Below are 19,894 nucleotides of genomic sequence, written 5' to 3' on the forward strand. Positions count from 1 at the left end.
GTATGTTTTTATTCAAGTAACTCTTCAAGAGCTTGGTCTAAACCTATGCTCCCACTTTCCAGCTTCTCAAAAACATCATCAATATCAAGAGGAGTATCACCGTTATTCGTATTTGACTCTACATCGACTAATATAGAGGCAATCTCCGACACTGTAGGATAAGTAAATAAATCAACTACATTTACTTTCCCAGGGAAAATACTCTCTATCCGTTGGTGCATCTGAACGAGTAAAAGAGAGTTACCACCGATTTCAAAGAATTTATCGTCTACTCCTATATCATCCAATTTCAACAGTTCTTTCCAAATATCTAAAATTAAATGTTCCGTGTTTGTCTTAGGTGCTCGATAGTTATCTAGAGATAGTATTCTCTTTGGTTCAGGTAAGGCACCACGATCTAACTTTCCATTACTTGTAACAGGAATTTCATCAAGTAAATAGAGGATAGACGGGACCATATACTCTGGAATTTTTGAACTTAAATATTTTTTCAAATCACTTTCAGAGACGTTTTTACTGGATGTGTAATACGTACAAAGATAAGCATTTTTTAAATCATCTTGCTTTATCACTGTTATTGCTTCATTAATATCCGGATGGTTTAATAAGTGATATTCTATTTCTCCCAGTTCAATTCGGTATCCTCTAATTTTCACCTGATGGTCAATCCTACCTAAAAACTCCATGTTTCCATCCCTTAGCCATCTTGCTAAGTCTCCCGTTTTATACATCACATTATAGTCTCCTTCTACAAAAGGATTTGTAATGAACCGTGATGAAGTTAATTCTGGAGCATTAGCGTAACCAGAAGCTAAACATTCACCACCAATGTATAATTCACCAGGAACTCCTATAGGACAAGGAGATAACTCACTATCAAGAATATAGTACTTGGCATTTTTTATTGGCTTTCCGTAAGGTATGCTTTTCCAATCTTTCTTTACTTCTTTAATAGGATAATAATTGGACCATATCGTAGCTTCAGTAGCACCACCCAAGCTAATGACCTCAATACCTTTAAAAACCTCTTTGAGCTTTGTAGGTAATGTAATAGGAATCCAATCTCCACTTAAGAACACCAGTCTAAGACTCGTTTTAATCTTATGATCTGGAAAATAGGATGTTAATTGCTGTAAAGCAGCAGGTGCTGAATCCCAGAATGTGATATTTTCTTCAAACACAATCTTCACTAATTGCTGTGGATCTCTAACTTCACTATCACCTGCAATTCGAATAGATCCTCCTGCAGCTAAAATACCTAAAATGTCATACACAGATAAATCGAAACACAGGGAGGTGACAAACAGTAATTTATCACTCGTTCCAACTGAGAAAGTCGAGTTCACCCATTCGATTAGATTAACAACTGGCTTGTGTTTTACTGTTACTCCCTTAGGTTGACCAGTAGATCCAGAAGTAAATATGACATAAGCGATTGAATTTGAATTGTTTAACGGCATGAGATTTGTCGTAGGAAGCTGTTCTATTTCATTAAGATATGCAACCCCTTCAACCACGCTAGCAGAATCTGAAACAGACAACACAATGGTTGTGTTTAATCCCAGTTCTTGTATGGAATCTACGTAATGGGACTCCGTTATCATTTCTTTAACACCTAAAGAACGAACGATGTGTTTAATTCGCTCCATTGGCCAGCTCGGATCAATTGGCACATAGGCAAGCCCCGCCTTTAATATGGCTAATACGCTCGTAACCATATTTGGGCTTCTATCCAGCATGATTGCGACATACTCATTGGAGCTAGTAGTTCCATTTCCTCTAAGAAAATGAGCAAGTTGATTTGCTCGCTTATTTAACTCTTGATACGTTACTACATAAGATGGTCCTTCAAGAGACACCGCATCTGGTAGTTCTTTTACTTTTTCCTCAAAAAGTTGATGAATCAATTTTTCTCTTGAATAGTCTCTTTCCGTATTATTAAACTCTACAAGTAACTTCTCTTCTTCAGCTGGCGTAGTTATTTTAAGATCCTTAAGTTGAAAGGAATCTAACTGCATAATACTTTCTACAATGTGAATGTAGTGACTGCCTAACTGCCTAATTGTTTCTTCATTAAAGAGAGAAGTGGAATACTCGATTGAGAAAGAAAGATTATCATCACTTTCATTCATAAACATCGTTAAATCAATTTTAGAAAACGGATAAGAAGACTTAAGTGGTTCCAAAGATAAACCATCAACTTTATATTTCTTCGAAGCAATATTGTTCATCGAGAACATGACATTATATAAAGGATTACGATCTAAGTTACGGTTAATTTCTAATTTTTCAATTAGCTCTTCAAATGGGTAATCCTGATTTACATAGCTTTTCATTAAAAGGTCATGTGTTTCTTTAAGGAATTGATCAAAGGTCTTCTCCTTTTTAGGAAAACTTCTGATAGCTAACGTGTTAACAAACATTCCTAACATGTTATCAACGTCAGGATGATTTCTTCCTGAAACTGTAGTGCCTACTATAATATCTTCTTGTCTAGTATATTTTGATAGTAAGATATTAAAGGCAGCAAACATCACTGTGAAAAGCGTAGTTTTAGAACCGTTTGCAAGCTCACGTAATCTTTTCTCTATCGAACGATGAATATCAAAAGTGATTGTATTCCCCTCAAATATTGGGACAACAGGTCTTTGTTTGTCCGTGGACAAGTCTAATAGTGTTGGCTCATCTTCAAATTGTTTCAACCAGTATTCAGATTGTTTGTTTATGGACTCTTTTACATGTTCCGTTGATAACCATGAAGAATAGTCTTTGTATTGAATACTAAGAGTTGGTACATCCTTACCAACATACATGTTAAGTAACTCATTAAGGTAATAGTCAATTGAAATTCCATCAATAATAATATGGTGGAAGTCAATTAAGAGATAATACTCGCTCTCATCAACCTCTATATACTCAACTCGGAATAAAGGTAATTTTGTTATATCGAATTCTTGAATGAAATTTGCGAAGTAATCATCCTTTTGTTTACTGCTTAATAATTTACTTTCTACAGTAATCTTTGCATCTTTATGGACCATCTGCACAGGCTCATTATTCTCCAATGCAAAGGTCGTTCGTAGCACTTCATTACGTTTCATCAGCTCGTTCACACAATGTTCCAACAATTCTACATTTAGGGGCTGATTCAACTTATAATAAACCGGTATATTATATACTTTTTTATTTGGGTATATCTCATTTAGTATGAACAACCTTTTTTGAGCTGGACTAACAGGATAATATGCTCGTTCTGCACTCGGCATGATCGTATGATATTTTTCGTTTTCACTAATTCTTTCTATTCCACAAGAGAAGTCTTCAACAGTTTGCATTCTAAAAATCTCTTTCATTGAAAAATTGACATTGAACTCTTTATTTATCTTTGCTAACAAAGTAATAGCTTTTAAAGAGTGACCACCTATTTCAAAGAAAGAGTCCTTAATCCCAAACTCGACAGTATCGGATAGAACCGATTTCCAAATTCCCACCAACTTTGTTTGAGTCTCCGTTAATTCTTGAAGTTGATTGGGCTTAACCTTTTTCATAAATGGACTAGGTAATCTACCCTTATCAATTTTTCCATTCTTATTTAATGGCATCACATCGATACGGACTACGTATTTCGGCACCATATAATTTGGTAAACGTTTAGCTAGATACTCCCTAATTCGTTCTTCTTCAAGTTTCATGTCACTAACGTAATAAGCGCAAAGTGCATATTCGTTATCATCACTAATGCGATTTAAAACCACTTCGTTCACCTGATCATGCTTTCGAATAGTTGACTCAATTTCACCTAACTCTATACGATAGCCCCGAATCTTAACCTGATTATCTATCCTGCCATAGAATTCTAACGTGCCATCATCATTCCAACGCGCTAAATCTCCTGTTTTATATACCTTACCTTCTGCTGAAAAAGGATTGTCTATAAATTTCTCGTTAGTGAGACCATCTTGGTTAAGATAACCACGCGCAACCCCAGTCCCACCAACCCAAAGTTCACCAATTTGCCCAATTGGTAATAGTTCATTTGTGTGGAGATCCACTACATAGGCAGTAGAGTTACTAATTGGTTTTCCAATAGAAATGTTCGATGAAATCTCTTCTTTAATTGTATAAGTAGTTGAAAATGTAGTATTTTCTGTAGGTCCATAACCATTAATTATTTGCAGGTTAGGACTGTTTTTCATAGCAATACAAATGTGCTGAGAACTTAGCACATCTCCCCCTACAATTAGCGTCTTAACATGACTAAATAAAGATGTATTTTCATTTATCAATTGATTGAAGAGAGGTGAAGTAAGCCACATAATATCAATTTGATAATCCTCTATCACTCTTGCAAATTCTTTCGCATCAAGCAGTTTTTCTTTATCTAGTAGGGTTAGTGTTAAACCATTTAACAAGCTCCCCCATATTTCAAAAGTTGAAGCATCAAATGAGAAACTACCTGTCATCAAAAGATTTTGATGATTAGAAAAATCAATATATTCGACGCCTTTAACTAGCCTAATAATATTTTGATCCTCTATTAATACTCCTTTTGGTTGACCAGTGGATCCAGAAGTATAAATAATGTACGCTAAAGAGTTCGTTTTTCGAATAGGCAAGTCATATTTCTTTATATCGGCAAGCCTAATTTCATCATACCTAATAAGTTCAGATACGATATCTGTGTTAACACCTGAAATATTCGTGAGAATATACGCTAACTTGCAATCCTGAACGATAAAGTTTATACGTTGTAAAGGAGCGTCCTGATCAATTGGCACATACGCTGCTCCTGCTTTTAGAATTCCTAAAGCAGTCACTATCATTTCGAATGATTTTTCCATCATGATTCCAACAGGCTGTTCTTCTTTAACGCCTCTTGAGAGTAAGTATTGGGCTACAGAATCAGAATGCTCATCCAGCTCTTTTGCTGTCATTCCGATGCCATCTTTCATTAAGATGGTTTTATTTGGCTTTTCTTTCCATAGCTCAGCAAATAACTCAACGATATTTGAATGTGCAGGATAATCTGTTTCTGTATTATTAAAATGGTTTAAAATTATCTCTTTATCTTCAGAAGTTAGAAAGCTTAAAGTAGAGATGTTCTCATTTACATGGCTACTTATATTCGTCAGTAGTTGTGTAAATTGAGTTATATATCTCTTGATTGTGCTCTCTTTAAATAAATCGGTTGAGTATTCCCATTCGAATCGCACATCATTCTCTTCTTCGTACGCATATAAAAGCATGTCAAAATGCGAACAATCTGTGTATAGAGGCTGTTTGATTCCCTCTAATGAATTATTTTTAAAGCTTCTTACTTCAAAGTTCTGCATAGCAAACATCGTGGTAAAAATAGGGTTGTAGCCAGCATTTCGATCAATCTCTAAGTCTTGTACCATCTGTTCAAACTGATAGTCTGAATGCTCTATGCTAGAAAAGATGAACGATTTTATTTCCAATAAATAGTCCTTGAACAGTTTATGACCACTTGGCTGGGATCTTACAGGTAATGTATTTACAAACATACCTGCTATATCGTTACTGTCAGGGTTTTCCCTCCCAGTAAATGGAGTACCTACCACTAAATCGTCCTCATTTGCATGTCTAGCTAAGAACACATTAAACGCAGCAAGTAAAACCATAAACATGGTTGTTCCAGTTTCAGTTGCAATTGCTTTTATTTCCCCTGCCAACTTTGAAGAAATTGTAAATGGAATTGTATCCCCCGTAAATGTCGGGTACATCGGTCTAGTGAAATCCGTTTTTAAATTTAATTTTGGAATGCCATCCCTAAAAAGTTCCGAATAGTACTCTTTATGTAATTTTAATTGATTGGCATTTAACCTTGTATTTTGCCACTCTGAATAATCTCGATATTGCAGTAACTTCGTTTCTAAATGCTTTCCTTCTAACAAAGCAAATAAGTCTTCCATCAAAATATTTACTGTTACACCGTCACAGATAATATGATGGAGATCTAAAAACAGATATTGTTTTTGATTTTCATCGTCGTATATTAGTCTTCCCCTGAAAAGAGGACCATCTTTTAATGAAAATACCTTAATGTTCTCTTTTGCAACTTCAAATACAGGTCTACGTATATTCAATGTTTCAAAGTCAAGATTAACGGTTTCATGAATTACTTGCCTTACACTCTCACCCTTTAACTCAAACGTTGTTCTAAGAGCTTCATGTCTCCCAACTAGTTTCTCGAAAGCATTATAAAGCCGGTCTTCATTGACGATACCCTTCAATTCGTAAAGTAAAGGGATATTGTAATGCGTTCCCTCCACTATATTGCACAGAGTATACATATTTTGCTGTGATGGAGATGCCTCATAGAAACCTTTGTCTGCAGCTTTTTTTATAGAATGGCTACCGAGTTCATTCATTTTCTTGGTCGTTAGTAAGTTTGCTAAATCTTTAATGGTTGGATTGGCTAAAATATCTTTAATGGAAATAGCTATATTTAAGCTTTTCTTTAATATTCCGGATAGCCTTGCTGCTCTTAATGAATCTCCACCAAAGTTATAGAAGTTATCATTAACTCCTATCGTTTGAGAGTTAAAAAGTTGCTCGAATGCTTCTACCAATTTAACTTCTAAACTAGTAGAAGGTTTCTCGTACGGAGTCTCATTTTTATATTGCTCCAAAGGGTTGGGCAGCCTTTTAGAATCAATTTTCCCATTAGAGGTTAATGGGATTTTATCGACTTTTACGATAAAGTGGGGAACCATGTAACTAGGAAAGAACTTAACTAGTTCACTTCTTAGTTCCTCCGTGTCAAGATCTCCTTCTACATAGGCACACAAGTATGTCACATTCATATCATCTTCTTTTGGAACGACTGTAACATTTATCACTTCTTCTCTTTGTGTAAACCAATATTCGATTTCTTTAAGTTCTACTCGGTGTCCTCGTATTTTAACTTGAAAGTCTTTCCTTCCAATATATTCAAACTCTCCACTATCTAATAAACGAACTAAATCACCTGATTTATATAATCGTTCATTTTCGTGTTGTGGGCTTTCAATAAACCTTTCACGAGTAAGTTCATTTCTATGTATATAGCCTCTAGCAACGCCGACTCCAGCAATATATAGCTCACCTATCTCCCCTTGTGTTACTTCCTCAAGTTGTTCATTCAGTACATACATAGATAGAGTGGGGATAGGAGCACCTATGTTACTGATACTGCTTTCCATATCGCTTGATGTGATTTCTTTGTAGGTTCCATGTACAGTAATTTCTGTAATACCGTACATATTGATAAGCTTCGTATCGGGATATCTATTATTCCATTGTGTTAACATAGAAGGTTTTAAGGCTTCGCCTCCAAATACTATATACCTAAGAGCTAAATCTGAAGAATTTCTTTCCATTGCTTCATTCATTACATTATAGAAAGCACCTGGAGTTTGATTTAACACCGTAATTTTTTCTTTTTCTAATAAATTCAGGAATTGATGAGGATCTTGTGTTGTTTGCTTCGAAACGATTACTACTGTTCCTCCGTATAGTAGAGCTCCGTACATTTCCCAGACTGAGAAGTCAAAGCAATAAGAATGAAACATTGTCCATTTGTCTTGGTGAGAGAAATGAAATGGATTTTTACTATTTATTAAAAGTCTGACTACACTTTCATGCTCAATCATTACACCCTTAGGCTTGCCTGTGGATCCGGAGGTATAAATGACGTATGCTAAATCTCTAGGTTGATTAATAGGAGGTAAATTAGATTTGCTTTTACTCCAAATATCTTCTTTCTCCATGTCAAAAACATAAACAGAATATCTAGATTCAAAATTCAAATTACTTCCATTCTCATTCTGTGTGAGAACAAAGGCAGCTTTACTATCAATAATAGTATTTTGGATTCTGTCTAAAGGATAGTCAGGATCAATTGGCAAATATGCTCCCCCAGCTTTTAGAACACCCAAAATAGCAACTATCATATCAATGGATCTGTCGAAAAGTAAACAAACGATTGATTCACGACCAACACCCTTTGATTGTAGGAAGTGGGCAACCTGATTCGCCTTTTCATTCAATGTCTTATAATTCATGGTTACTTGATTTAATTTAAGCGCTACTGAGTCTGAAAACTTCTCTGCTGTTTCTTCAAAAATGCTTACCAATGTCTTTTCGGGATATATCACATCTTCTTTTTCTTGCTGAATTGAGAACGACCTAGTTGACATTGTCTAAACCTCCTTCAGTATAAAATTATTAAAATGTTAGCAATTAACTAAATATTTAGTGCATACGTCGTTAACATAATCAATTACGTCTTTTGAATTGGAATCAATAAAGAAATGATCCCCTTCAATTTCCTTGTAAAAACAACTCGAGGATGTATGATTATCCCACTCCATAAGGCTAGATCCACTCGTAATCATATCCTTCGATCCATACATGATATAAATATCATTAGCAAAAGGAGTACCAGGAACATGTTCATATGTTTCTACTAATTTAAAATCTGATCTTATGATTGGTAGAAATAAGGATAAAAGTTCTTGGTACTTTGAAAACTCTGGCTTAATTCCACCTAGCTTCTGAAGCTCTTGCAACATTTCATCATTTGGTAGCGTATGAATATTGGTGCCCAATTTCGCATGAGGGGGATTTTTTCCTGAAAAGATTAGGAACTCTGGCACCTTATTATCTTCTTCAATTAGTTTCTTTGCTAGTTCGTATGCTAGTATACTGCCCATGCTATGGCCCACAATCGCAAATGGGGATTCCGCTACAGATTCGTAACTCTTTAAATAAATATCTTCCAGAGCTTCATTGAGGTTATTATATAAGGGATCCTGCATCCGTTTACCTCTCCCTGAAAGCTCAATAGGTACAATATTCACTCCACCTATCACTTCATTCTTCCACTTCGTATAGATATTTTCTGATCCACCCGCATAAGGAAGACATAAAAGGTTTAATGATTTGTTATTCAATTGATATACCTCCTTTTATTTCTTTTGTTCTCTATGAATCCATACCTTCTAAAGATTCGACTGGCTAGAACTAGTTCTTTTTATAAAATCCAACTTCTACTTCTCTAGTGTCATATTAAATCTCACCGTTTTTGCAAAAAAAAAGAATCGAGGTTTGTGAAAACTTTGATTCTTTTTTTAAAAAACAACTTTCGTTTCTTCAAAACCCTAGAAAATTAGAATTACTTAAGGTGTATGTATGTTTATCTACACGCTTCTAATTCCTTAATATGTTTTAACCTTATGTTTGACTTTCCCTTTTATCGGGAAGTGTTTAATGCCACCTATAAAATTCGAGCTAAGATGTTCTACCTCTCCACACAGTTCAAAACCAGAAAATGTTTCAAATAGTTCATTAAATAAGATCTCCAGTGTTTGTCTTGCTGCTAAATGTCCCATGCAATAATGAACACCGCTTCCAAAAGAGATATGGGGGTTATGCTTTCTTCTATAATCAAATTTATAAGGATTCTCAAATATCTCTTCGTCTCTATTAGCAGATGCAATCCATGATACTACTGCTTCACCTTTTTTAATTTTTTGTTCTCGAATTTCAGTATCTTCAACCGCATATCTCATAATATGGCTAGCAGGTGATGACCACCTTAAACTCTCCTCAATACCAGTCTTTAAGAACTCTGGATGTCTAGACCATTCTTCAAAGCCACCTTGCTCCATCATCGTATAAATTGTCGCACTAGGAACGTGAGGAGTTGTTACAGTTGCTCCAAGCAAAAGCGTATAACAGTTGGCTAAAATGGCACCGAAATCTAAAGGGTCATCATCAATCATTTGATTTAACAGTATGCCTAATACTTCATCCTCTTCCCAATCATCCTTTTCCATGATTAGATCTCCAAAATAGCTAAATATCTCCTGATGGGCATATTGTAACGTAGCTTGAGGTCCTTCTTCTAATTGATACTTTGGATCATCTGGAGCTATTGACATTGCCGTTAGTTGCGTGATTAAAGACCAATCTTTGGCTGGCAACCCAAGAATGGCACCTGCCACAGCAGTAGACAGCGCAAACATTCCCTGGGCGAAGTCAATTACCTCACCCTCTACAGCAGGCAATAACAATTTACGTACCTCTCCTTTGATAACATCGACATGCTTTGTTAAAGACTTGTGAGTAAATCCTTTTTGCATAGGACGTCGCAACTTTGAGTGGCGCGGCGGGTCCGTCACAGTGACTTGCTTCCCACCTGCTGGATCGTCTGTTCCCAACAGATTTAAGAGCGTGCCTCTTTCTGACGTGAAATCTTTGTGATTACTTAAAACACTTTTAACGTCACTATATTTAGTAACAGACCAAAAACCTAAGCCACTTTCAGTTTCTGTCCAGTGTATAGGTGCTCTTTCTCTCATTGCATGCCAAATAAGATGGACATCCTCATTACTATGTAATTTCGGGTCTGCTAAGTTGTACTCCCCAATATTAATATGGGATGAGTCTTTTGGATAAGTTAACTTCATACCGCTCCTCCATTTATTCATTTTGAAAATACATTCCTGCTGCTTGCACTAAATATGAATACTTTTCACTTCAATTGGGAATAGCAAAATTTTTATTCCATGATTGAAAGAATGAATGATAAACATCAAGAAATTAGTTGAATTTAGAATTGAAAAAGTTTATTTCTAGGAACGAAACTATTTATTCTTAAGTTGTTGGCTCCTTACTCTGGTCATCATCCGTTTCGACTAGTACAGTAACACTTGTTTTTCGTGATCACCATTGTTTTTATTTTTCGGAAAATAATAGTACTACTCTTCAGAGACTCCAATTCTGTAAGATGTAATCACCCTTCTGAAAATCCCATCTCATACCCTTATATATTGATATTTTTAAATATCAATATATTTAAATAAAATACAACTAATTGTCTATTCTTTATTGGATAAGAGTTTTTTAAATTATTACTTTAGAAAAGCACTTGCACCATTATTATCGTTAAACTTATCTTTCCATCTTCCAGAAACGTATATTTTGAATATTTATATATTAAATAAATGAATGCGATTAAATTAATTAACATAAAAAATGTAAAATATTTGCTCTTTTAGATTATAACACCATTTTTCTTTATTTGAATAAAAAATACAAAAAAATATAAAAATGTTTTTATTTAACAGTTTTTATATCACTATAATTATTTAGTTAAATTATGAACAAATCTATTTTTATTCACATTTTTTCATAAATAAATATTATAAAAAGTAAATATGTTTTTAAAAAAATAAATCATCGTATCTTTTTCTCATCTAGATCATCAATATGTTTAATTTATCCTTCATCCTCAACCGCTGATTTCGTTCATTACTTTCCTTTATTTAAATTGACAATTCATAAAAGTAAAAGTTTTAAAGTTAGAATTCACAATTATGTAGAAAGTAATAGTCTATATATAATGAAAAAACACATGACCGAGGTATTTTAAATCCTCAGTCATGTGTTCATGCATTAACCTTCTCATGATAATGACGTGTCTACTTACATAATTATTTAGGAAGAAAAGAATAAACATATGTATCATATACTTCACCATTTTGGTACATATAGTTTTTTAGGACTCCTTCTTGTTGAAATCCCATTTTTTTAAGTAAATTGTTTGACGATACATTTTCAATAAAAACTACAGCACCAATTCTCGTTAAACCTAGAGTTTCCGATCCGTATAAAAGAATTTTCGAGACTGCTTCAGTCATATATCCCTTTCTCCAATGGTCAGGGTGAATTTCGTAACCTATTTCAGCACGTTTATGTTTAGGAGACCAAGCATTAAATCCAATTGTTCCTATCAACCCTTTTTCTCCTTTTCTTTCAATCCCCCACCTTATTCCTCTTTTTTCCTTTAAACTTTTAGAAAAAAATTCTACAAATCCGTTGGCTTGTTCGATGCTCTCTAATTTGTCTTGACCATAAAAACGTAAGACGTTAGCGTTAGAAAAACAAGAGAAAAGGGCATCTGCATCCTTATGAGTTATTTCTCTCAAAATGAGTCTGTCTGTTTCTAAATTAGGAAACATTTAATATTCCTCCTATGAATTTATATATGGCAAATCAATAGATAATTATTTTAATTTGGTTCTTAATTTTTACTTTATCTGCGATAAGTGTAACCGTTTTTTTATATAAAAGTTAGGGGGGCTATCTTCTTATCTATGTTACTCCATCATTATTTATTGCCTCTCTCACTCTTACCCTAAGTTTTATGGTAGGAGCCTATAAAATAAAATTAAAGACTACCTATTGGATATAAATGGAACAATCCATACTGTCACAATATCAAGTTTTCAAAAATTTTACAAGGATTTTATCGTCAGAGAAACTGTTATTTTTATCTGTCACTTTGCCATTTAATAATTTTACCCCCAAGTAACGGATGGAATTTATAAATATCACAAATTGAATGACACCCGCCACCATTGTTCCATGACCATCTTCATCAAAAGCAGAGTTCGGCCCACCAAATAATTCTGAGGCAATAATCGATCATTTTAGAAGAGAATTAGTAGGAATGATGCCACTATCAATTCCCCCCTATAACAGGTGAATCGACCTCAGGTTGGATTGTCAACACTAAATCAAACCAACTTTTTAAGGGATAACTGCTAACGCAGCCTAAAGGTCCAACGATTTCGATTTCACAGCTTATTAAACCAGTTCACAAAGTCTCCGAATTCAAGTGGATGCTGAGCTGAGCTTGCGAATGTTGTTTGATTAGCGAACTCAGCCTTAATGATTTTAAATGTCGCCTCCTCGAAAGCTTTATCACAAGGGAAACCTTTCATACTTAGTGAACGACCATTCTCAATTATGGTTAACGTTTCGACAATCAGCTTGTTTTTAAACTCATTCCATCTATCATTGTGGAAGAGCTGATATAACGGAATTTCCCTTTAATAGATGCAAATGCTCTTGCCACAAGCTTGGCGTCCTTGTTAGGTTCTCTGCTAAATCCAATAATTTTCACGATTAAAGAGATGACAAAGATACATATGTAATGCCATTTATTTTTGACTTTGACATATGTTAAATCACTAACCACTACTTTTTAATCTTCATGACCGATTTAATTCGTTAGCCTGGACTGATTCGTTACATGAGGTCTTTTGCGGTTTGTACTAAGCGACTGTACAAGAAGAAACAAGCCCATGTTCTTTCATAATCCGCCAATTCACCTTTTGAAGATCGTAAGGCCTCTTTTCGAAATAAAGAGCGACTGCTAACTAAATGACAGTCACTCTTTATTTTGTATGTTTCTGTTATCGTATTGTCAGTCTGAATAATAAATAAAACCTCCCTAATTCTTCCATGAAATCACCCACCATTTAGATAGAATTTCCTGCCCTCTTTAAGTCAATGTTAACAGTTTGGCCGAAGTATAATTATACTTCTCGATTGATAAATCAAAAACGGTTCCCGCTTTTAAAAAGACCGTACTTTCAACGATTAAAGTCGGATCTCCTGGCTGCAAGTCCAAAAGCTTGGCATCATCGTCATTTAGTTTTTCACACGAAATGATTTTATCTGCAAACCCGATATTCAACTTCAAATCCTCGACTATATATTCATAAATGGAACCATTTGCAATTTCTTTATTTAAGATGGGGATGATGTCTTTATTGAAATAGGACTCTTCTATTACAATGGGTTCACCATTTAAGTATCTAACCCGTTTGAGGTTATAGATTTTGGTTTTCACCTGGCATTTCATTTGTTTGGCCAATTTTTCATCAGCTTCTATTAATTCTAATTTCAACACTTTACTTTTCATTTCATCATTCGGAAAAACTTTGGTTAAGCCACTCATATCCCTCATCGAAATGCATCCCGGTCTGGAAAACTCCCTTAGGAATATGCCGCTTCCTTGCACTTGATAGATATAACCCTGCTCAACCATTATATTGATTGCTTTTCTAATGGTATTCCTGCTGACATCGAACCTCTTCATCAACTCTTCTTCAGTAGGTAACTTAGTATTTAATGTATATTTTCCTTCTACTATTTCTTTCTCCATTTGTTCTACGACCATTCTATACTTTACATCCATATTTCCATATACCTTCCTCTATGCATAATGATTAGAACAATACTTTAGACTGAATGATAGGTTTTCTTTACAATAGTTTATTTTATAACGATTGTAAAGAAACCTCTGTTTCTTTCAAATCCGAAGAAAAGCGAGTTTGCCTACAGTTTTTTCAAGAAAACATTCCCGCTGATTTTCAGAAATCCGCTCCCTTTCCGCCGACTGTCTGCCAAGCCTCCTCGACGCGAGCGCCTGTGGGGTCTCGGCTAGCCAGTTATTCGGCAGGAGTGTCGCAAATTTCTTCCATCCAATAAGGATTACAGTAAAAAAACATGAAGGATATACTAGTCTTAAACATAATTCGGGATGAGACCAGCCTACAGTTTTTTCAAGAAAACATTCCCGCTGATTTTCAGAAATCCGCTCCCTTTCCGCCGACTGTCTGCCAAGCCTCCTCGGCGCGAGCGCCTGTGGGGTCTCGACTAGCCAGTTATTCGGCAGGAGTGTCGCAAATTTCTTCCATCCAATAAGGATTACAGTAAAAAAACATGAAGGATATACTAGTCTTAAACATAATTCGGGATGAGACCAGCCTACAGTTTTTTCAAGAAAACATTCCCGCTGATTTTCAGAAATCCGCTCCCTTTCCGCCGACTGTCTGCCAAGCCTCCTCGGCGCGAGCACCTGTGGGGTCTCGGCTAGCCAGTTATTCGGCAGGAGTGTCGCAAATTTCTTCCATCCAATAAGGATTACAGTAAAAAAACATGAAGGATATACTAGTCTTAAACATAATTCGGGATGAGACCAGCCTACAGTTTTTTCAAGAAAACATTCCAGCTGATTTTCAGAAATCCGCTCCCTTTCCGCCGACTGTCTGCCAAGCCTCCTCGGCGCGAGCATCTGTGGGGTCTCGGCTAGCCAGTTATTCGGCAGGAGTGTCGCAAATTTCTTCCATCCAATAAGGATTACAGTAAAAAAACATGAAGGATATACTAGTCTTAAACATAATTCGGGATGAGACCAGCCTTCAGTTTTTTCAAGAAAACATTCCAGCTGATTTTCAGAAATCCGCTCCCTTTCCGCCGATTGTCTGCCAAGCCTCCTCGACGCAAGCGCCTGTGGGGTCTCGGCTAGCCAGTTATTCGGCAGGAGTGTCGCAAATTTCTTCCATCCAATAAGGATTACAGTAAAAAAACATGAGGGATATACTAGTCTTAAACATAATTCGGGATGAGACCAGCCTTCAGTTTTTCAAGAAAACATTCCAGCTGATTTTCAGAAATCCGCTCCCTTTCCGCCGACTGTCTGCCAATCCTCCTCTGCGCAAGCGCCTGCGGGGTCTCGACTAGCCAGTTATTCGGCAGGAGTGTCGCAAATTTCTTCCATCCAATAAGGATTACAGTAAAAAAACATGAGGGATATACTAGTCTTAAACATAATTCGGGATGAGACCAGCCTTCAGTTTTTATTAAAAACACGTCTCAGTTGATTGGAACGTAAGGTACGAGACTCCTGCTTAGAAAAGCGTGGCCAAGGGAGACCCCACAGGCGCAAAAGCGCCGAGGAGGCTCCCGGACCGCCCGCGGAAAGCGAGTGCCTGGAGTGGAAATCAACATTCTATGTTAACAACCCTCAAAAGAAGAGACATCCTATCAATTAACGATAGGATGTCTCCAAATCTATTGAATTTCAATTGTTCCCTAGACATGCAGTTGTTTATAGATCCTTCATTCTCTTTAATGTGTAAACAAAGTATTCCCAGTTGTTTATGGTCGAAGGGATGCTTAAGTGTTCTTCAGGTGTATGTACGGAAAACATATCCGGTCCGATTGAAACAGTATCCAACCCTGGTATCTTATCTATGAATACCCCACACTCGATCCCTGCATGCACAGCGATGATTTCAATGTCCTCTTGATATTTTTCTTTATATGTCTCTTCAAATAATTTCTTGAGTTTCGAATCAGGATTATAGGGCCATTCCGGATAATCCGCGTCAACCAATAGCTCGCACCCAAGCATGTCGGCAATCGCCTTTGCTTGCGTGACCATATTATATTTGATGCTTTTGACCGAACTCCTGATTTCACTTTCGAATAGCATTTCCGCTTCATTTGTTGTAACGACACCTAGATTCGTCGAACTTTCCACTAATCCTTCTATTCCCATGCTCATTCCTTGAACACCATGCGGGATTACCAGTAAGGAGGTAATGGCTCTAGTCACAGTCTCTTTGGAAAAAACGTTTGAAGAAACCGTTTCGATCTTTTCAAACTTGATCGATACCTCAGGGTCGGAAGATTGCAGTTCATTTTTAAAAGTATCTTCCCATTGCTGGAGTTTCTCCGTTATCTTCTGAACATCTTCTGCATGAAACAGTACAGTTGCCTCTGCTTCACGGGGAATGGCATTCCCTTTCAGTCCCCCGTTCATTTGCTGTATGTAACAAGGGAAGGCTGTCGTTAATCCATGTAATACTCTGCCCAAAAGTTTATTGGAGTTCCCTCTTTCCTTATGGATGGACATACCGGAATGTCCGCCCTTCAACCCTTTAATCCTGATGTTATAAGATACAGCATCAACAATAGAAGCCGATTCCCATCCGATTGGCAGGACCTGCCGCACGCGTATTCCTCCTGCAGAGCTGACCAGCAGCTTTCCATCTTCCTCCGAATCGATATTGATCATCATTTTTCCCTTGAAGTGAGCCGGATCCACGGCAAGTGCACCGTTCATTGTCGTTTCTTCTTCAGTCGTTATGACTATTTCAAGAGAGGGATGCGGAATATCATTTGCATCCAATAATGCCAAAGCATACGCAACAGCGATCCCATTATCCGCCCCCAATGTTGTATCCGTCGCATACAACATGTCTCCCACAATCCTTAATTGAAGCGGATCTTTCTCAAAATCATGAAGCGTACCCTTGTTCTTTTCGCAAACCATGTCCATATGCCCCTGGATAATGACGGTAGGTGCACTTTCATATCCCATTGTCGCAGCCTTTTTGATAATCACATTCAGCGCTTCATCCTGGATCACCTCCAGGTTCCTATCCTTAGCGAATCGAACCAGATAATCACTGATTGCTTTTTCATTAGCCGATCCTCTCGGGATTTTGGAAATCGCTGCAAAATAATGAAACACCGGATGGCTCGATAATTCTTCTAACGTGCTATACATGAAAAAACATCCTTTCATTTTAAATATTTATACTGCCTCTCATCCTTTTACTTTTCCAGAACGGAACACTGCCACTCTCGTGAACAAAGGATACAGAACGTACCCCAGATAAACACCAATCATGTTCAGGATTAGGTCATCGACATCCAAACTTCCGCGCCGAAAAACGAACTGACAGATTTCGATGCCCGAAATCGAAAGTAATGGATAAAGAAATTTCCTTTTAGCGGAGGGCTCTTTCCCTTCCCTCGACAACAAATACAGCCCGAATGGAATGAACAGCCCCACATTGGCGCTAAGGTTATAAAATGACACAAGCCCGTTCATATCGTTCGATAAATATGAAAGGATCGTAGAAAAAGGAACCAAATTATACGAATATACCTGCCCTTCTGGTCGAAAGAACAACAAAACCAATAATGATAAACTGTAGCCAAACAATACTGCACGCCACAAAAGGTGCGGAATCATGACCGTTTCACCTCGAAAAAAAAGGACCGCAAACGAAACGAAAAGAAGTATACAAAACCAGACAACGATGACCACCAAAGGATTCAAATATAATCGGAGCTGAAGAAAAAAAGGCAAACCGCACAAAAACAATGCTTGCGACAGCAAAAGGGAAAGCATGACCGATTTTAGAGACATATGACTCCCCCTTCTATTTCTTACCAATCATTGCATGTCCTTATATCCTAGGACAACTTTAAGAACCCGTCAACAAACTGCATTAACCTGTCAGTAGAAAACCTTCGGGGGGACGCTTTTCGAATAACCGATGGGAAGGATAATCTTCCGCTATAACAAAAAAGCAGGTTCCCCATGTTCCGGGAATCCTGCTTTTTGTTTAATGATAAAGTTCATTTTATAGTGAACGGTACTTTTTTAAACTAATAATATTGATGGTGATAAAAACGGCTGCAAATGCTAGGAGAATGAGGAGATCCAGTAAAACCTCATTGAACGCGAAGCCTTTGTACATAATGCCGTTCATGGCATCCGATGCGTAATAAAGAGGCATGATCTTGCCGATTTTTTGCAGCCAGTCCGCCATGCCATCCAATGGGAAAATCCCTGTAAAGAAGACTTGCGGCACGATGACCAGCGGTATGAATTGTACCATTTGGAATTCGGATGTCGCGAAACTCGATAGTAATGTACCAAGCGATAGTGCAACGAGCGCGACCAGTATATTCGTCAGTAAAACGAGCCAAATGGAGCCAACAAGGACGATATCCAATACATTGACTGCATATAGTACGACAATTATGGTTTGAACGAGAGCAAATAAGCCATATCCGATCACATAGCCCGCTACGATTTCGTACCTTTTAATCGGGGTGGCAAGCAGCCGTTCCAGCGTACCACTTGTACGCTCTTTCAAAAGCGCGATCCCCGCTATCAAAAATACAAAGAAAAAAACGAAAAAGCTGACGAGCATCGGACTGAAAGTATCAAAACCCTTTGTGTCGGCATCTCCGTATACATATTGCTCCTCAATTGAAGGCGTGTTTTTTTCATCCCCTTGCAAAGCATGCATCATTTGCATTTGAACGGCCTTTGCATGGGACGGTTCGTCGTTCAATAGTGTCAGTTTCAATTTGCCATTTTCAACATGCAGCCAGCCATCCGTATCATTCTCAATCATTTTTTCCTGAGAAAATTCCTCAGCAGCCGTTACTTGAAAATCCGCCTGTTTCAATGCTTTGACCATGGTTCCATCACTGCCTGTAACTACGAGTTTCAAATCACTTGCTTCTGTATCGAAAATAAAATACATGAGCGTTAAAATGAGCAATGGAGCCAGGAAAAATAAAGCGAGTGTCCTTCGATCCCGGCGCAGCTGCTGTGTAATTCGAGTAACTAGAGAGGCAATTCTCATTTTAGGCCGCCTCCAATCCTTAAAAAAACATCATCAAGCGTTTCCACGGCAAATTGTGTCTTTAAAGCTGCCGGGGTTCCTGCCGCGATGATTTCACCTTCACGCAGCATCGCCAGTTTATCGCACCGTTCCGCTTCATCCATCACGTGCGTCGTGATGATGATCGTCTTATGATCTTCATTTCTTAAACGCTCAAGTTCCTGCCAAATCGATTGTTTCAGCAAAGGGTCTATTCCTACTGTCGGTTCATCCAAAATGAGAATTGCCGGATTTTGGATGAGTGCCATCGCCAGTGACAGACGGCGTTTCATTCCCCCGGAATAATGCGCAACCCGAACATTCAAATCACTCGTCAACTGTACGATCTCAGCTGCATATTGAATGCGTTCCCTTCGTTCCTTTTTCGAAAAACGGTATAGCTTCGCAAAAAACTCGAGATTTTCAGCTCCCGTCAGTTCTGTATATAAAGCATCGGACTGTGCCATATAGCCGACATCCATTAACAGTGCTTGATTTGGCACTTCATGATCCAGAACCGTGACTTTACCCGCATCGGGCTTAATCAATCCGACAATCATTTTAATCAAGGTCGTCTTTCCGCATCCGGATGGACCCAGCAAGCCAAAAATCCCGTTTTTTTCAATACTCAGGCTCAATGGCTGAATGACCTTTTTCTGATGAAAACCTTTGGCAATTCCTTCAATGGAAATCGCATTTTTCAATGTACACACATCCTCCCTCTTTAATTAACACGGTGTTGAGTGTATCATCATTCTAAGGCAGCATTTGGTCTA

The 19,894-nt window shown here is 37.3% G+C and carries 11 protein-coding genes; all 11 read right to left on the reverse strand.

Features of this window, described 5'->3' with window-relative positions:
* Window positions 1–8: 8 nt before the first annotated feature.
* Window positions 9–8,201, reverse strand: a complete 8,193-nt coding sequence (locus tag QNH43_RS23895; protein ID WP_283915979.1) for a non-ribosomal peptide synthetase — start codon at window positions 8,199–8,201, stop codon at window positions 9–11.
* A 36-nt stretch (window positions 8,202–8,237) separates the two neighbouring features.
* Window positions 8,238–8,957, reverse strand: coding sequence for a thioesterase II family protein (locus tag QNH43_RS23900; RefSeq protein WP_283915980.1), 720 nt, complete (start codon window positions 8,955–8,957; stop codon window positions 8,238–8,240).
* Window positions 8,958–9,221: 264 nt separating this feature from the next.
* Window positions 9,222–10,475, reverse strand: coding sequence for a cytochrome P450 (locus QNH43_RS23905; protein WP_283915981.1), 1,254 nt, complete (start codon window positions 10,473–10,475; stop codon window positions 9,222–9,224).
* Between the two features lie 1,026 nt (window positions 10,476–11,501).
* Entirely contained in the window at window positions 11,502–12,029 is a 528-nt protein-coding gene (locus QNH43_RS23910) for a GNAT family N-acetyltransferase (RefSeq protein ID WP_283915982.1), read from the reverse strand.
* Window positions 12,030–12,647: 618 nt separating this feature from the next.
* Complete coding sequence (locus QNH43_RS27890) at window positions 12,648–12,794, reverse strand: IS3 family transposase (RefSeq protein WP_434060141.1); 147 nt, start codon at window positions 12,792–12,794, stop codon at window positions 12,648–12,650.
* Window positions 12,795–13,357: 563 nt separating this feature from the next.
* Entirely contained in the window at window positions 13,358–14,056 is a 699-nt protein-coding gene (locus tag QNH43_RS23915; RefSeq protein WP_283915983.1) for a GntR family transcriptional regulator, read from the reverse strand.
* A gap of 114 nt (window positions 14,057–14,170) precedes the next feature.
* Window positions 14,171–14,935 (reverse strand): hypothetical protein, encoded by a 765-nt coding sequence (locus QNH43_RS23920; RefSeq protein WP_283915984.1) that lies wholly within the window; start codon window positions 14,933–14,935, stop codon window positions 14,171–14,173.
* 816 nt (window positions 14,936–15,751) lie between these two features.
* Window positions 15,752–17,218, reverse strand: coding sequence for an aminoacyl-histidine dipeptidase (locus QNH43_RS23925; RefSeq protein WP_283915985.1), 1,467 nt, complete (start codon window positions 17,216–17,218; stop codon window positions 15,752–15,754).
* A 39-nt stretch (window positions 17,219–17,257) separates the two neighbouring features.
* The gene (locus QNH43_RS23930; protein ID WP_283915986.1) at window positions 17,258–17,866 is read right to left on the reverse strand and encodes a VanZ family protein; all 609 of its coding nucleotides are present in this window, start codon (window positions 17,864–17,866) and stop codon (window positions 17,258–17,260) included.
* A 217-nt stretch (window positions 17,867–18,083) separates the two neighbouring features.
* Window positions 18,084–19,100 carry an ABC transporter permease gene (locus QNH43_RS23935; protein ID WP_283915987.1) on the reverse strand — a complete coding sequence of 339 codons (1,017 nt, stop codon included), beginning with the start codon at window positions 19,098–19,100 and terminating at the stop codon, window positions 18,084–18,086.
* Window positions 19,097–19,822 (reverse strand): ABC transporter ATP-binding protein, encoded by a 726-nt coding sequence (locus tag QNH43_RS23940; protein ID WP_283915988.1) that lies wholly within the window; start codon window positions 19,820–19,822, stop codon window positions 19,097–19,099. The genes QNH43_RS23935 and QNH43_RS23940 overlap by 4 nt, the downstream gene beginning before the upstream one ends.
* Window positions 19,823–19,894 lie beyond the last annotated feature (72 nt).

The organism is Peribacillus simplex (assembly GCF_030123325.1).
GTDB lineage: Bacteria > Bacillota > Bacilli > Bacillales > DSM-1321 > Peribacillus > Peribacillus simplex_D.

Excerpts from the sequence above, each read along its gene's own strand:
- QNH43_RS23895 (WP_283915979.1), bottom strand. The coding sequence starts at position 8,201 with ATGTCAACTAGGTCGTTCTCAATTCAGCAAGAAAAAGAAGATGTGATA.
- QNH43_RS23920 (WP_283915984.1), bottom strand. The coding sequence starts at position 14,935 with ATGCTCGCGCCGAGGAGGCTTGGCAGACAGTCGGCGGAAAGGGAGCGG.
- QNH43_RS23915 (WP_283915983.1), bottom strand. The coding sequence starts at position 14,056 with ATGGATGTAAAGTATAGAATGGTCGTAGAACAAATGGAGAAAGAAATA.
- QNH43_RS23930 (WP_283915986.1), bottom strand. The coding sequence starts at position 17,866 with ATGTCTCTAAAATCGGTCATGCTTTCCCTTTTGCTGTCGCAAGCATTG.
- QNH43_RS23935 (WP_283915987.1), bottom strand. The coding sequence starts at position 19,100 with ATGAGAATTGCCTCTCTAGTTACTCGAATTACACAGCAGCTGCGCCGG.
- QNH43_RS23905 (WP_283915981.1), bottom strand. The coding sequence starts at position 10,475 with ATGAAGTTAACTTATCCAAAAGACTCATCCCATATTAATATTGGGGAG.
- QNH43_RS23910 (WP_283915982.1), bottom strand. The coding sequence starts at position 12,029 with ATGTTTCCTAATTTAGAAACAGACAGACTCATTTTGAGAGAAATAACT.
- QNH43_RS27890 (WP_434060141.1), bottom strand. The coding sequence starts at position 12,794 with ATGAAAGGTTTCCCTTGTGATAAAGCTTTCGAGGAGGCGACATTTAAA.
- QNH43_RS23925 (WP_283915985.1), bottom strand. The coding sequence starts at position 17,218 with ATGTATAGCACGTTAGAAGAATTATCGAGCCATCCGGTGTTTCATTAT.